Consider the following 15870-nt stretch of genomic DNA (forward strand, 5'->3'; position numbering starts at 1 on the left):
AATTTATTAATTTGCAAATATGCCAATGTGCCAATGAATAACCGATGTAACCACAAATTGGCACATTAGCACATTGATCTATTGGCACATTATTCATTGCTCTATCTTGTTCAGCATCTTCAATGTCGCCTTGATGGCTGCTTCCGTCTGGTCGGCATCGAGTCCGCGTGTCTTAAAGTCTACTCCGGCATAGTTCCAGCTGATGATAGTCTGCACGAATGCATCGGTTCGTCCGCCGGGCGGGATGGATACGGAATAGTTAGTCAACATCGGGAATGGACGGCCCAGATCGGAATATATTTTCCGTAGGGCACGCACAAAGGCGTCATACTGCCCATCGCCGGAAGCCGATTCCTGATAGGCTTCCCCATTGATCTCTATCTTCAGGGTTGCAACAGGTTTCAGGCCCTGCGCCAAAGATAAAGAATAATTCAATATGCGGATGCGCTGATCGGCAATAGTATCGTGGTGAAGCACATCGCTGATGATATACGGCAGGTCTTCCGTCGTAACCATTTCCTTCTTATCACCCAGTTCGATGATCCGCTCAGTTACCTTGCGCATGGAGTTTTCGTCGATGTCAATCCCCAGCGATTCGAGGTTTTTGCGGATATTCGCCTTGCCGGATGTTTTTCCAAGCGCATACTCGCGGACGCGGCCGAAGCGTTCGGGCAACAGGTCGTTACAATAGAGGTTGTTCTTGCTGTCGCCGTCGGCATGGACACCGGCGCATTGCGTAAAGACATGTTCGCCGATGATCGGTTTGTTTGTGGGGATATGGACGCCGGAGAAAGTTTCCACCAGACGACTGGCATAGTTGATCTTCTCTTCCCTGAGCGTTGTTTCCACTCCCAACTGGTCTTTCAATACGGCAAGCACACTGCTGAGAGGAGCATTTCCCGCACGTTCGCCCAAGCCGTTCAGCGTGGTATGAACGCCATTGATTCCGGCACGAACAGCAGAATAGACATTCGCAACGGCCAGGTCATAATCGTTGTGAGCGTGGAAATCAAACTTCAGATCCGGATAACGAGTCACCATATCCTTGCAATAATCATAAGTGTTGCCTGGATTCAGGATGCCCAACGTATCGGGCAACATGAACCGGCGCACCGGCAGGTCACGAAGCGAATCGACAAACTGATAGACATATTCCGGCGAATTCTTGATACCGTTCGACCAGTCTTCCAGATAGACATTCACTCCTATCCCCCGTTCCGTCGCCAGGTTGATGACGCTGCGGATATCGGCAAAATGCTGTTCGGGAGTTTTACGCAGTTGCTCCGTCACATGCTTGTAAGAGCCTTTGCAAAGCAGGTTCACGGTCCGACATCCGGCAGCCTCGATCCAGTTCAGCGAGACATCGCCATCAACGAAGCCGAGCACTTCGAGCTTCTGGATATTTCCGGTACGTTCCGCCCAGGAAGCCACACGCTTCACGGCCTCAAACTCGCCGTCCGAGACACGCGCAGATGCGATCTCGAGGCGGTTCACACCCAAGTCGAGCAATGCCTGGGCAATACTCAGTTTCTCATGCGCCGCAAAAGAAACTCCCGATGTCTGTTCCCCGTCACGCAGGGTGGTATCCATTATTTCTATCATAATTGTTTGTTTTTCATAAATGATGTGTCATTTACGTCCCTTTTCGAATGCCTCTATCTTTTCCTTATTAGACAGGAGGTAGTCGATGTCGTCGAGACCGTTGACCAGGCAATCCTTTTTGTAGGCGTTGATGTCGAAATGTTCGCTTTTGCCGGTTGCCTTGTTGGTGATCGTCTGGGCGGGCAGGTTGACTTCTACTTCTGTTTTCGGATCGGCATAGATAGAGTCGAAGAGTTCTGCCAGGAATTGTTCGCTTACAACCACCGGAAGAACAAAGTTGTTCAACTCATTGTTTTTGTGGATGTCGGCGAAGAAGCTGGAGACAACCACCCGGAAACCGTAATCGGCTATTGCCCAGGCTGCATGTTCGCGGCTGGAACCGGAACCGAAGTTCTTTCCTGCCACCAGAATCTGGCCGCCATAGGTCGGATCATTCAAGACGAACGATTCGATTTTGTTTCCCTGCTTGTCATACCGCCAGTCGCGGAACAGGTTTTCGCCGAAACCTTTCTTGTCGGTCGCTTTCAGGAAACGGGCCGGGATGATCTGGTCTGTGTCCACATTCTCCAAAGGGAGTGGAACACAAGTAGATGTTATGATATTGAATTTCTGTTTCATATCTTTGATATTTTATCGTTTTACTATTTGATTTCGTACGACTACATGAACTGTCTCGGATCGGTAATCTCGCCCGTTACGGCGGCTGCAGCTGCAACCAGCGGACCAGCCAGAATCGTGCGTGCGCCCGGTCCCTGACGTCCTTCGAAATTACGGTTGCTGGTCGAAACGGCATACTTACCTGCCGGGATTTTATCATCGTTCATCGCCAGACAAGCCGAACAACCCGGTTGACGGAGTTGGAAACCAGCCTCTTCAAATATCTTATCCAGACCTTCCTCACGTATCTGAGCATCTACCATCCAGGAGCCGGGCACCAACCAGGCAATCACGTGATCCGCCTTCTTCCGGCCCTTCACGATAGAGGCAAAAGCGCGGAAGTCTTCGATACGTCCGTTCGTACAAGAACCCAGGAAGACATAGTCGATCTTCTTTCCAAGCAACGATTCGCCCGGTTCGAAACCCATATAAGCCATTGATTTCAGGAAAGAAGTCTTAGCCACTTCGCTCATGCCCTCGACAGTCGGGATATGCTGTGTGATACCCATACCCATGCCCGGATTGGTTCCATAAGTCACCATCGGCTCGATATCAGCGGCATCAAACCGGATTTCTTTATCGAAGACGGCATCATCGCCACTCTTCAGCGTCTTCCAGTAAGCGACAGCCTTCTCCCATTCTTCACCTACCGGAGCATTTTCGCGTCCTTTCAGATAGGCAAAAGTGGTTTCGTCGGGGGCGATCATACCGCCACGCGCACCCATCTCGATCGAAAGGTTACACAAAGTCAAGCGTCCTTCCATCGACAGACTGCGAACAGCCGATCCGGCATATTCCACAAAATATCCGGTAGCTCCGCTGGTCGTCACCTTCGACATAAGGTAGAGCGCCACATCCTTTGCTGTCACGCCTTTGCCCAATGTGCCTTCCACGCTGATACGCATGGTCTTTGGTTTTGCCTGCAAGATACATTGTGAAGCCATCACCATCTCCACTTCGCTGGTTCCGATACCGAAAGCAACAGCTCCGACAGCTCCGTGCGTGGAGGTGTGCGAGTCGCCGCAGACGATTGTCATGCCCGGCAAGGTCAGGGCGCGTTCGGGACCGACTACATGGATGATACCGTTGCGTTCATTCAGCATTCCGTAGTGAGTCAGGCCGAAGTCGGCGGCATTCCGTGCCAGCGTGTCGACCTGGTTCTTCGAGATCGGGTCTTCTATCGGTTTGTCCTGGTCGTGTGTCGGCGTGTTGTGGTCCGGCATACAATAGATACGTTCCGGGCGAAGCGGTTTCAAACCACGTGCACGCATACCGGCAAAGGCCTGCGGGCTGGTTACTTCATGACAGTAAAGTCTGTCGATGTAAAGCTGTGTGGGTCCCTCTTCGATCTTCGTGACCACGTGGGAATCCCAAATCTTGTCAAATAATGTATTCATAATTTCTATTACCGGACGCAGACTACGCAGATAACGCAGACTCACGCAGATATATATTCATTAAAAAAACAGTCTGCGCATGTCTGCGTTTTCTGCGAAATCTGCGTTCCCTTTATTTATTTTACAAATTTATTGATTGCATCGATGAATGCTTCTACCGAAGCGGCAATGATATCGGTATTGGCGGCAAAACCATAATAACGGTTTCCTTCATATTCCACCTGCATGTGCACTTTACCCATATCGTCACTGCCCTTATTAATAGCTTGGATCAGGAATTCCTGTATAGTCATCGTACGGTGGATAATCGATTTCACTGCTTTGATAGCCGCATCGACAGGTCCGTTTCCGGAAGCGGCGGCTTCAAACTTCTCACCCGCGATATCCAAGCAAACGCTGGCAACGGATTGCAGGCCGACGCCGGAAGTCACTTGCAGGTAATCTAATTTGATACGGTGCATAGCCGTACGGTCTTTGCCGGCAAGCATCAGGACATCGTCATCGTTAATATCTTTCTTACGGTCCGCCAACTTCAGGAATTCTTCATAGACCTTATCCAGCTTTTCCTGTGACAGTTCGACGCCCAAGACCTGCAGGCGATGTTTCAGGGCAGCGCGTCCGCTGCGGGCAGTCAATACGATTGCATTATCGTCAATACCCACATCTTTCGGGTCGATGATTTCATAACTTTCGCGGTTCTTCAAGACGCCGTCCTGGTGGATACCGGAAGAGTGGGCGAAGGCGTTACGTCCGACGATCGCCTTGTTCGGTTGGATCGGCATATTCATTAGGCTCGACACCATGCGGCTGACACCGTAGATCTTCGTCGTATTGATATTGGTGATGATTTCACGTTCCTTATGACTCTTGAAAATCATGGCAATTTCTTCTAAAGAGGTATTACCGGCGCGTTCACCGATACCGTTCATGGTGACCTCCACCTGGCGGGCTCCGTTCAACACGCCCTGTACGGTGTTGGCGGTTGCCATTCCCAAGTCATTGTGGCAATGGGTAGAGATGACAGCCTTTTCGATGCCGTCCACATGCTCCATCAGGTATTTGATTTTCGCACCATATTCGTCCGGCAGGCAATAACCGGTCGTATCGGGAATATTCACAACCGTAGCGCCGGCCTTGATAACGGCTTCTACCACACGTGCCAGATATTCGTTGTCCGTACGTCCGGCATCTTCACAGTAAAACTCGATGTCTTCCACATACTTCTTGGCATATTTGGTTGCCGCAATGGCACGTTCCAGAATCTCTTCCTGGTTGGAGTTGAATTTATATTTAATATGATAGTCTGATGTACCGATACCCGTATGGATACGTCCGCGTTTCGCGAACTTCAGAGCTTCGGCAGCCACGTCGATATCTTTTTCAACCGCACGGGTAAGCGCACAGATAGTAGGCCATGTTACGGCTTTCGATATTTCAACAACGCTATTAAAATCACCCGGGCTCGACACGGGGAAACCGGCTTCAATCACATCGACACCCAGTTCTTCCAGCGCTCTCGCAACCTGAATCTTCTCAATGCTGTTTAACTGGCAACCCGGCACCTGCTCGCCGTCGCGTAATGTAGTGTCGAAAATAAATAATCTGTCTGACATAGTTCTATCCTCTTTAATTTATTATAACTTACTATTCCTTTAATAAAAAAAGCCTCTCTCACAAGGAAGTGAGAAAGGCTCTTTAATATCTTTATGCCCAGCAAAGCATATACAGTCTCACTTCCTATCCCGTTCCCAGAGTAGAATAATATTTAGAGAAATAATGAGACTATTTAGCATTTCCTGTTTCATGTTGTTCTTTTCGTTGTTTCTGTTTGAACGCTGCAAAGATACAGCCTTTTTCCAAACCACCAAATATAAATCGAAGTTTTTTATATATATTTTCTTATAAAACGTAAGTAAGATAAGTAAAAGCAAAATCAATTCATAACTAAATCATTGCCTCACATAAACGGAAGCCTTAATGCCGAACGGCGCTTTCTTATACGTGTCCAATGAAACCGAACGATGCAAGCTGCTGGTTGAATAGAGCGGGAAGAAAAGTTTGCCTTTGCCATAGACGCGAACAATCTCAAATCCAACCCGGATATTTCCTGCCGGAATCAAGGGAGGCGTATCGTAGGTAAACAAGACTTTTTCTTTCTTTTCCATTTTCCGGATTGTTTGGTAAATAGGCTGAACCGGCAGTAATTCCGGGTTCATCTCATCAGAAAGATGATACAGATTTATACGTACCAAAACACTGTCATACCCGCATCGAAAAATAGGTAACCGGATTTGTTCCAACAGCCCATCCTTGTCCAATTTCACAGAAATACCGATTTCTTCCCCCAAACTGCCGATGCTATCGGTAGCCATCACGCCTCCCGGCACCCGTATTCCTTTATTGCTGATCCACTTTCCTTTCATGGGAGAAATAGAGACTTCCGGGAGAACCAGCAGGCTATCCTCCAATACAACGGTAACAGGCGAACCGGCAAGTTCCCGGAGGCGGGAAGAGTACTTTTTATATGCAATATGGGATATGGTCAATTGATCGTCCAACAAGGAATCCGGCACAAACAGGCAGAATTTTCCAGTCTCGTCAGACATTCCTCCAAAGCCTTTTCCCATGACCCCGACATTGACAAAAGCAACAGGTTTCCCCTTCGCATCTTTAACCACACCGTTTATCTCTGTCTTATGCTCTTGCGCATTGGCAGCAAACAATGAAAACAACAGAAAGAAAAGCAGACATTTCATGATATTACTTTTTTATAGAGAATTGATCCAGTACTTTACCATCCACATCCACCACCTGTATCTTCATTTCTTTTGGATCGGCTGTCGCTTTCAGGACAGCGGTATTGGAGTTGACGATTATCGGGAACGGGGTTTGGGCCGTTGCATCCTGATGGATGAAACGGTGCAGGTGGCCGCAAAGCATCACATCGGGTTTGGCCTCACGAAGCAAAGGCATGAACTTATTTTCCACTTCCAGGTTTCCGTGCCAGCCACCCATCGGCGGGATATGGGCTACGATAATCTTGAACGGAGCCTCCTTGTACTCCTTGCTGTTCAGGACCTGGCGCAACCATTCGGCCTGTTCCGTCCGGTATTCGTCATAGACCGTAATACCGGCATACTCGATATCGGAATCCGGTTTATCTTCCCCGGTATCCAGGATCACGAAACAGATCGGACCTTGCCGGAAAGTGTAATAGATATTCTCCTCTTTCGGTGAGAAGTAACGTTGGAACTCGGTTGCAAAAGCACCGCGCGTTTCATGGTTACCCCGCGTGTAATACATCGGGATTTCGGAGGCAAACAATTTTACCGCCGTGTCCATAAAACCGTCGAAGATATGGTTTTCCTCGTTAAAGACGGAAACCATATCACCGTTGAAAATAAAGAAGTCAGTCTTTTTCAAGTCACATTTGGAAACCAGATTGGACAGGACATCATTCTTACCGTGTATGTCATTCACCATCGCGAACGATACGGTATTATCAGCCGGATTACTTGTCTTGAAGACCAACGGCTTCTTCGAATAGACATCCGTCGAGGCATAGTTCCCGTAAATGATTTTATGGCCGATATGGCTCAATACCTCCTATGCAAACACCCGGTAGCGATAATTGGTTCCCGGCTTAAGCCCTTTGACTTTCACCGTATGGATCGTCGAGGTATTCTTCACGCCGTTGCGGGCATCGAAATAGCGGGGACGTTCCGTCGCATAGAAATCGGAACCATCATCCGGCGCTAACTCCACCCAGCCGACAGAAGGCTGATCCGACATCCATACAATTGTCACCTCATCAGGTCCCAGATTCTGCAAATAAGGCCCGTGCATCAATTGGATCCTCGACTCGACCGCCCCCGCAAGGGAAACAGAAAGCCAAAGAAACATGATCAAGACTTGAAACTTCTTCATGATATAGATAATTTAAGTTATTCAGTTACCGAATCAAAACCTTGCTGCGTGTCCCATTATCCAAAAGCACGATATAGACACCGCCCGGCAAACCGGAAATCTCATTTGTTCCGGCGGCAAGGCGACCTGTACGGACCGTACGCCCGGTAATGCTGACAATACGCATATTCACAGGATCAGAAGTGATAATGCAAACACGACCGTCAATCACACGGACATTGTTTGCAGCATCAGAAACTTTGTCGACAGCTGTCGGGTCATCAGAAGAGACAGTGACTTGCACAAGGTTGCCTTCCTGAAAGGTCGGAATCAGCAACATACAGTTTGAAAAACTTGCAGTTCCCTGCCAGTAGTCATTGACACCAAAGAGGTCACTGTTTATCATTGTTACGAAATCCGGGGCAGACAACGTTTTCACCTGATCGTCCGAAACTATACCTTTCAAATAATAACAGTTAGAAATACCCACTGTTCCTTCTTCAAGGGCTTTGGTCTGAGAATAGGTATACTGCTCACTATAATTATCTCCTGTGATACTGCCAATTTTAGCATTTTCGCACGCAGCACTTATCAAACCGGCATTATAACAATTTATTACAAGAGATTCACTGCCTATATATCCGCTTATACCGCCTACAGACGGGTTGCCAGTTGTATCCGACCCTGCCCCTGTTGCAGTTACGATCCCAGCATTGTAGGTATTGCGGATAAAACTTGTTTTGCGAAGTCCGCCGCTTAAGCCTCCGACACGGGCACCATCGCCTGTCGCGATCACCGTTGCTGTACTGAAGCAATTGTCGATCGTTCCGTTTCCAAGCATACCGCAAATACTCCCAACATAATCAGTGCCCTTGATCGTACTGTTTACGATTCCAAGATTCTTCACCGTCCCTCTCCATACATAACCAAACAATCCATAACTGATTCTGCCGGATATTTCATTCACCGTAAGACCGCTAATGACATGTCCCTGTCCATCGAAAGTCCCAGCATACTCATGGTTACGAATTCCCGTGTTGTAATTCCCGATCGGCGTCCAGCTACCGGTTCCGGAGAGATCGATATCAGCCACCAACTTGGCATTCAGCCTGCTGATTGTAAAATCTTCACCTATATCGGCATATTCCGGGTCTATTTCCGTAGAACTGTTCACCTGATCGCGGAACCACTTCAACTGTTCCGCATTTTCAATCTGATAATATCCGTCGACCAACTGTGGTTCGGAGACATTTTGTCCTTTAGCGGACAGCGTCCCCATCATAAGGAGGACTGCTAAACAAAAGTAAAGTTTATTCCTCATAGACTATAGTATTTAATGTTTAACCCGATCAAAGGTAGTCAAAAAAACAAACACAGGGATACAAAACAAAGGGAAATTCAATTCCCAGAGCTTTGTATCCCTGTGAGATATTCATCCGGGAAGGCAACCGCCTCCCCAAGATATATTAGTTGTTTTCCGGACGCAGTTTGCGGACAACGGCACCGGCACGCCACATTTCGCTATTGCGCAGAGCTTCCAGCTCCTTGTTCAGACCTTCGCGATAGTCCGGTTTGCTGTTGGTGTCGATAGAACGCTGTGCTTCATTACCGGCAGCCACTTCGTTATACAGTTTTTCGAATACCGGTTTAGTTGCATCGTGGAACGGGCCCATCCAGTCCAGAGCACCACGCTGGGCGGTAGTGGAACAGTTTGCATACATCCAGTCCATACCGTTTTCTGCGAACAGCGGCATCAACGACTGAGTCAGCTCTTCCACTGTTTCGTTGAATGCTTCGGAAGGTTCGTGTCCATGTTCGCGCAATGTCTCGTACTGAGCCAGGAGCAGACCCTGGATAGCCCCCATCAGCGTACCGCGTTCGCCAGTCAGGTCGGAATACACTTCCTTCTTGAAAGTTGTTTCGAACAGGTAACCTGAACCGACGCCGATACCCAGTGCGATTACACGGTCCCATGCTTTGCCGGTTGCATCCTGGAAGATTGCATAGCTGGAGTTCAAGCCGCGTCCCTGCAGGAACATACGGCGCAGAGATGTACCGGAACCCTTCGGAGCGATCAGGATAACATCGACGTCTGCGGGAGGAATGATGTTTGTGCGTTCCTTGTAAGTGATTGCAAAACCATGAGAGAAATACAACGCCTTACCCGGAGTCAGGTATTTCTTGATACGCGGCCAGCATTCGATCTGGGCGGCATCAGAAAGCAGAACCTGTATGATAGTTGCTTTTTCGCAAGCTTCTTCGATACCGAAAAGTGTCTCACCCGGTACCCAACCGTCGGCAACAGCCTTGTCATAGGTCTTGCCCGGACGCTGTCCTACGATCACGTTAAAACCATTGTCGCGCAAGTTCAAGCTCTGTCCAGGACCCTGAACACCGTAACCGATTACTGCGATTACTTCATCTTTCAACACTTCTCTTGCTTTTTCCAACGGAAACTCTTCGCGGGTTACTACGTTTTCGTCAACACCGCCAAAATTCATTACTGCCATTTTCTTTTTACTTTAAAATGTATTTAATAATAATATTCTATTCTCTAACTCCACGTAACGGCTGCACGGCAAATCGCCTTGCCCTCGTTACAGATTGCCATATTATATTTTTCAGAACCGGCATCCTGCTTATGCAACATGAGTTCCATCCCATATTTGCCTTCAGCCTGGTAAGCGATTTCGAAACGTTTGATATCTTTTGTCTTAAACATCTCCAGGTCAAAGAGGTCCAGGAGGTGTTCCATATATTTGATACTGTTCAGGTGGCCGTTGATGTCCAGGTCGCTGTATTTGATCGAGTAAGGAATACCTTCCGACTCACTTTCCGCAGCTGCAATCTTACCCGGCTTCTCGATCGGGCAGGAACGCTCGGTTATATAAGCGCTCAGACCAGCCACATCCAACAAGGTCGGACGGCGTGTCTCGACGTCGATAGCCGCCCAGATGGAACGGGCGTAACCGAAGGTCTTCCCGTTGCTGTCCGCCAGCTCGAAACAACGGCTGGTGAAGAGACGGCCGACCTCGTCTATCCAGGTATACAGCGTTATGGGTTCCGACATGGCAGGATATTCGATCATCTCGATTGCCAGACGGGAAAGCACCCAGGCGGTATGCCGTTCGGACATGTCGTTGAAGCCGAATCCACGTTCGGCGGCATGAGTAGACGCTACGTGTATCAGATAGTTTCCGATCATCGGGATCGTTACACGTCCACGGAAATCCAACAGATATGGTTCTGTGACGAAATGAAATTCTCCTACTTTGTTCTTCTCCATAATTCTATATTTAAAAAAAAGATATATCAAAATAACCACCAACGCTTTAGCGTGTCATTGCGGGCTTGACCCGCAACCTCATACTAATTACTGTAATTCAGTTTAGGATGAGATGGCGGGGCAAGCCCGCCAGGACACAAACGCAGTGAATGAGAGTTTTGACATCTCCTACGTTATTGTCCGTTTCTTTCCTGCAACTTGCGTTCCATATCGGCCAACATATCACTCAACCGCTCTACGCGGCTTTTGGTGATGGCGATACGTCCGGAACGGATAAACTGCAAGACGCCGATCGATTCGCTCAGTTCTTTGAAAAGCGCCTGCGTCTCGTCGTAATGACCGCTCTTTTCCAACACCACGCACGTCTCGTTCATCTCCAGGATACGGGCGTTGTACTTGCGGATCAGGTCCTCGACCGTGCCCATCTTGATGAACAGTTCCGTGCTCAGCTTGTAAAGGGCGATCTCCTGGAAGACCAGGTCTTCATCCGTATTATAATAAGCCTTCAGGATGTCGACGCGCTTGTCGATCTGTTTCACCACCTTGTCGATCATATCCTCATCGGCAAAGGTCGTGATCGTAAACTTATGGATACCCTGTATCGCAGACGGAGAGACGGAAAGCGTCTCGATGTTCAACTGCCGGCGCGTAAAGATAATCGTAATCTGGTTCAGAAGACCTACTGTGTTCTCTGAAAAGATAATAACGGTATATAATTTTTTTGTTGTCATAGCTTCGCCTCCTTACTTATCTCCTAATATCATGTTTGTTACGCTTGCTCCGGCAGGCACCATCGGTAATACCATACCGCATGTCTCCACATTGGCAACCAGTACGTATGCGCCGTCATGCGCGAACATCTCGGCAATGGCTTCGTCCAGCTCTTCCCGCTTGTCAACCGCCCGGCTGGCGATACCGTAAGCCTTGGCAATTGCCACGAAGTCGGGATTCTCCATCGTCGTATTGGAATAGCGTTCGTGGAAGAACAGTTCCTGCCACTGGCGTACCATACCGAGGAAATTATTATTCAGGATGATAATCTTTACATCGAGTTTTTCCTGCATGATGGTTCCTAACTCCTGGATCGTCATCTGCATGCCTCCGTCGCCGGTAAAGAAGCAGACCGTACGGTCGGGTGCGCCAAACTTAGCTCCCATAGCAGCCGGAAGGCCGAAGCCCATCGTGCCGAGACCGCCGGATGTAACCACACTGCGGGTTTGTTTATATTTAAAGTAACGGACACCCATCATCTGGTTCTGGCCTACATCCGTCACCAGGATGGCATCATTGCCTGTCGCCTCGGATACTTTGCGGACCACTTCGCCCATCTTCAACTGGCCACTGGCCGGAGACAGTTCTTTTTCAATCACCTTCTCGTATTCTTCCCGGGCATCCGGCTCAAATTCGGCATTCCACTCCGGACGTTTCCGTTCTTCCAGCAGTTCTGTAATCATCGGGATCGTGTGTTTGGCATTACCCAGCACTTTCACGTCTACCGGAACGTTCTTTCCGATTTCGGAGTTATCGATATCCAGATGGATGATCTTGGCCTGCTTGGCATACGTATTCAGGTCGCCCGTCACACGGTCGTCGAAGCGCATCCCGATGGCGATCAAGACGTCACATTCGTTCGTCTTCCGGTTCGGTCCTACATTTCCATGCATACCCAGCATACCTTTATTTAAAGGAAAATCGGAAGGCATAGCCGACAAGCCCAAAACTGTCGAACCGGCCGGTATATCGTTCTTCAGCAGGAATGCTTTCAGTTCTTCTTCAGCCCCTCCCAGCAAGACACCTTGCCCGACCAGACAGAACGGTTTCTTTGCACTGTTGATCAGAGCGGCAGCCGTCTTAATCCGATCCCGGTTGATCTCCGGTTCCGGCTGATAGCTGCGGACAAAGTCCACCTTCTTATATTCGTAATCGACCAAACCGACTTGCGCATCTTTTGCCAGGTCAAGGACAACAGGTCCCGGACGGCCGGTAGAAGCGATATAAAAGGCACGCGAGACAGCCCAGGCGATCTCTTCCGGCCGGCGGATCTGATAAGCCCACTTCGTTATTGGCTGGGCAATACCGATCACATCTACTTCCTGGAAAGCATCCGTTCCGAGCAGCGGAGAAGGCACCTGTCCGGCTATGACTACCATAGGCGTACTGTCCATCAAAGCATCGGCAATACCGGTAATGGTATTGGTTGCGCCGGGACCGGAAGTAACCAAGGTCACTCCCACTTTGCCGGATACGCGTGCATATCCCTGGGCGGCATGCGTCGCTCCCTGTTCATGGCGGACCAGGACGTGTTTCAACTGATCTCTGTAATCATACAAGCTGTCGTAAATAGGAATTGCCTGCCCTCCCGGATAACCGAAGATAGTGTCTACTCCTTCAGCGATCAGCGTCTTCAGCAAAGCTTCCGAACCGGTTATCTTTTGTTTCTCCATATCTCTCTATTTTAGTCTGATGTTTAATCTTCTACAATTCTTACTCCCCCTTTGTCGGCCGATGAAACCATCTTGCCGTAAGCCTTCAAGGCTTTCGAGACGACTCGCTGGCGGTAAGGAGGCGTAAAGGCTTTCGTTCCGCGGGCTTCTTCCGCCTTGCGGCGTTCTGCCAATTCCGCATCGCAGACCTTCACATTGATGGTACGTTCCGGTATATCGATCTCGATGATGTCGCCATCCTTTACCAGGCCGATTGCTCCGCCGGCTGCCGCTTCGGGAGACACATGGCCGATAGAAAGGCCGGATGTGCCGCCACTGAAACGTCCGTCCGTTATCAGGGCGCATTCCTTACCGAGATGGCGGCTCTTTATATAAGAGGTAGGATAAAGCATTTCCTGCATACCCGGACCGCCTTTCGGTCCTTCGTGCGTAATCACGACCACGTCACCCGAAACGACTTTTCCCCCCAGGATTCCTTCACAAGCGGCATCCTGCGAATCGAACACTTTAGCAGGACCGGCAAATTTCCAGATACTCTCGTCCACTCCGGCGGTCTTGACCACGCAACCATCCAACGCGATATTTCCTTTCAGGACAGCCAGGCCGCCATCTTTGGAGTAAGCATGTTCGACGTCGCGGATACATCCTCCGGCACGATCGGTATCCAGTTCTTTATAGTAAGTTTCCTGCGATCCCATCTGAATACTGAAACGATGGGCCGGGGCGCTCTTATATTTCTTGATTGCCTCATCCGTTACGTTCGGCGAAGTGATTGCGAATTTGTCTACAGCCTCGGCCAGTGTCATGCCATCCACACGTTTCACACCGCCGTCTACCAGTCCGCCCTTCAGCAACTCATTCATAATCCCCATAATACCACCGGCACGGTTTACATCCTGAACATGATAGGTATGTGTATTGGGAGCGACTTTGCAAAGGCAGGGAGTCTTGCGTGAGAGCATATCGATGTCGTCCATCGTGAAATCGGCTTCCGCTTCCTGGGCAACAGCCAACAGGTGAAGTACCGTATTGGTCGATCCGCCCATGGCGATATCCAGCGACATGGCGTTCAGGAAAGCCTGACGGGTAGCGATACTGCGGGGAAGAACCGAGTCGTCACCATCGCGGTAATATTTATAAGCATTTTCCACAATCTGTTTGGCTGCATCGCGGAACAGCTGTGTACGGTTAGCGTGCGTAGCGACAATCGTCCCGTTACCCGGAAGCGCCAGACCGATCGCCTCGTTCAGGCAATTCATCGAGTTTGCCGTAAACATACCGGAGCAGCAACCGCATCCGGGACAGGCGTTCCGTTCGACCTGTGCGATCCGTTCGTCGCTCACCGACGTATCGGCCGATTCAATCATGGCATCGATCAGGTCGAGGTGGCGGTTATCCAACTCACCGGCCTCCATCGGACCGCCGGAAACAAAGATGGTCGGGATATTAAGCCGCATGGATGCCATCAGCATACCCGGCGTGATCTTGTCGCAATTGCTGATACAAACCATCGCATCGGCCTTATGCGCGTTTACCATATATTCAACGCTGTCCGCAATGATGTCACGGGAAGGGAGCGAGTAAAGCATCCCGTCGTGCCCCATCGCGATACCGTCATCGATGGCAATCGTATTGAACTCGGCAGCGAAGCAACCCAACTTTTCGATCTCCGCTTTCACCTGTTGCCCGATCTCGTGCAGATGCACATGTCCGGGTACAAACTGGGTAAATGAATTCACAATGGCTATAATAGGTTTGCCGAACTGCTCTTCTTTCAGGCCGTTGGCGCGCCACAAGGCACGAGCTCCGGCCATGCGTCTGCCCTCTGTGCTGTATGAACTTCTTAACGGATTCTTCATCATATTGTTTGTTTACGTTATTTTTATACATTAAAAAAGCCCTTCTCTATATGGAGAAAGGCTTAAGAAATATCTTTATACGACTTCACGACTTCTTGCACACCTTTCTCCTTACCTGCTAATGACTAGAAGGACCACCACGAGAATAATATGCAATACATTGTTCATCATCTTTTCTTATGTCTTTATTTTTTGTTTGACGCTGCAAATGTAGAACAATAATTCGTACCACCAAAGAATTTAAAAGAAAAATATCACTTTATCTTACATTTCTCAATAAAAAAGGAAGACTGGCTCATTATTTATTATCATAAAGGAGAAATCTCTGCTTGAATCAAACTTGTATAATTGTTTTTGACAAGATTGAACTGCAACTCACCGATAAATCATCATTTACAAGTTCACTTTTTCTTAAATACGAATTTCTATTTCTTAAATATGATCCCTTCTAACTTTCAATTTTCAACTCTTAACTTTCAACTATCCCGGGGGGGGCTTATTGTATAAAACGTATTTTTTTAATCCGAAAGACATCCAAAACAAAACAAATGTTAATCCACTTTTTTGACCTCAAAAAGGGACTTTTTCCTCTTTTTCGAGTGTTTTCAACAATTACGACCGTCCTCTTTGCCATTACGACCGTGCTAATGTGTAGTGCACTCGGCACCTCGCGAAGATTAGCACGGTCGTAATGGCGATTTGGACGGTCGTAATTGAAA

11 protein-coding genes and 1 pseudogene are annotated in these 15870 nt (G+C 48.8%); all 12 read right to left on the reverse strand.

Annotated features, from left to right (window positions below; all coding sequences use genetic code 11):
• Window positions 1–93 precede the first annotated feature (93 nt).
• Window positions 94–1602, reverse strand: a complete 1509-nt coding sequence (locus DW083_RS19160) for an alpha-isopropylmalate synthase regulatory domain-containing protein (RefSeq protein WP_199659198.1) — start codon at window positions 1600–1602, stop codon at window positions 94–96.
• Between the two features lie 27 nt (window positions 1603–1629).
• Window positions 1630–2220, reverse strand: coding sequence for a 3-isopropylmalate dehydratase small subunit (gene leuD / locus DW083_RS19165; protein WP_115500123.1), 591 nt, complete (start codon window positions 2218–2220; stop codon window positions 1630–1632).
• Window positions 2221–2261: 41 nt separating this feature from the next.
• A complete protein-coding gene (gene leuC / locus DW083_RS19170; RefSeq protein WP_122333508.1) occupies window positions 2262–3656 on the reverse strand; it encodes a 3-isopropylmalate dehydratase large subunit in 1395 nt (464 codons plus the stop codon).
• A gap of 116 nt (window positions 3657–3772) precedes the next feature.
• Entirely contained in the window at window positions 3773–5269 is a 1497-nt protein-coding gene (locus tag DW083_RS19175) for a 2-isopropylmalate synthase (protein ID WP_115500125.1), read from the reverse strand.
• Between the two features lie 336 nt (window positions 5270–5605).
• Window positions 5606–6412, reverse strand: coding sequence for a carboxypeptidase-like regulatory domain-containing protein (locus DW083_RS19180; RefSeq protein ID WP_122333509.1), 807 nt, complete (start codon window positions 6410–6412; stop codon window positions 5606–5608).
• Window positions 6413–6416: 4 nt separating this feature from the next.
• A pseudogene (locus DW083_RS19185) lies at window positions 6417–7583 on the reverse strand (metallophosphoesterase).
• Window positions 7584–7608: 25 nt separating this feature from the next.
• A complete protein-coding gene (locus DW083_RS19190) occupies window positions 7609–8883 on the reverse strand; it encodes a hypothetical protein (RefSeq protein ID WP_122333510.1) in 1275 nt (424 codons plus the stop codon).
• A gap of 145 nt (window positions 8884–9028) precedes the next feature.
• A complete protein-coding gene (gene ilvC, locus DW083_RS19195) occupies window positions 9029–10072 on the reverse strand; it encodes a ketol-acid reductoisomerase (RefSeq protein ID WP_115500129.1) in 1044 nt (347 codons plus the stop codon).
• Window positions 10073–10116: 44 nt separating this feature from the next.
• Window positions 10117–10848: an acyl-[acyl-carrier-protein] thioesterase gene (locus tag DW083_RS19200; RefSeq protein WP_122333511.1), complete on the reverse strand. Its 732-nt coding sequence runs from the start codon at window positions 10846–10848 to the stop codon at window positions 10117–10119.
• Between the two features lie 173 nt (window positions 10849–11021).
• Window positions 11022–11579 (reverse strand): acetolactate synthase small subunit, encoded by a 558-nt coding sequence (gene ilvN / locus DW083_RS19205; RefSeq protein ID WP_115500131.1) that lies wholly within the window; start codon window positions 11577–11579, stop codon window positions 11022–11024.
• A gap of 12 nt (window positions 11580–11591) precedes the next feature.
• A complete protein-coding gene (gene ilvB / locus DW083_RS19210; protein ID WP_122333512.1) occupies window positions 11592–13292 on the reverse strand; it encodes a biosynthetic-type acetolactate synthase large subunit in 1701 nt (566 codons plus the stop codon).
• 23 nt (window positions 13293–13315) lie between these two features.
• On the reverse strand, window positions 13316–15151 hold the full coding sequence (ilvD, locus tag DW083_RS19215) for a dihydroxy-acid dehydratase (RefSeq protein ID WP_115500158.1): 1836 nt from the start codon (window positions 15149–15151) through the stop codon (window positions 13316–13318).
• Between the last annotated feature and the right edge of the window lie 719 nt (window positions 15152–15870).

Source organism: Parabacteroides sp. AF48-14 (assembly GCF_003477465.1).
In the GTDB taxonomy this organism is placed as follows: Bacteria; Bacteroidota; Bacteroidia; order Bacteroidales; family Tannerellaceae; genus Parabacteroides; species Parabacteroides acidifaciens.

Coding starts and splice junctions, on each gene's coding strand:
- DW083_RS19160 (WP_199659198.1), bottom strand. CDS start 1,602: ATGATAGAAATAATGGATACCACCCTGCGTGACGGGGAACAGACATCG.
- leuD (WP_115500123.1), bottom strand. CDS start 2,220: ATGAAACAGAAATTCAATATCATAACATCTACTTGTGTTCCACTCCCT.
- leuC (WP_122333508.1), bottom strand. CDS start 3,656: ATGAATACATTATTTGACAAGATTTGGGATTCCCACGTGGTCACGAAG.
- DW083_RS19175 (WP_115500125.1), bottom strand. CDS start 5,269: ATGTCAGACAGATTATTTATTTTCGACACTACATTACGCGACGGCGAG.
- DW083_RS19180 (WP_122333509.1), bottom strand. CDS start 6,412: ATGAAATGTCTGCTTTTCTTTCTGTTGTTTTCATTGTTTGCTGCCAAT.
- DW083_RS19190 (WP_122333510.1), bottom strand. CDS start 8,883: ATGAGGAATAAACTTTACTTTTGTTTAGCAGTCCTCCTTATGATGGGG.
- ilvC (WP_115500129.1), bottom strand. CDS start 10,072: ATGGCAGTAATGAATTTTGGCGGTGTTGACGAAAACGTAGTAACCCGC.
- DW083_RS19200 (WP_122333511.1), bottom strand. CDS start 10,848: ATGGAGAAGAACAAAGTAGGAGAATTTCATTTCGTCACAGAACCATAT.
- ilvN (WP_115500131.1), bottom strand. CDS start 11,579: ATGACAACAAAAAAATTATATACCGTTATTATCTTTTCAGAGAACACA.
- ilvB (WP_122333512.1), bottom strand. CDS start 13,292: ATGGAGAAACAAAAGATAACCGGTTCGGAAGCTTTGCTGAAGACGCTG.
- ilvD (WP_115500158.1), bottom strand. CDS start 15,151: ATGAAGAATCCGTTAAGAAGTTCATACAGCACAGAGGGCAGACGCATG.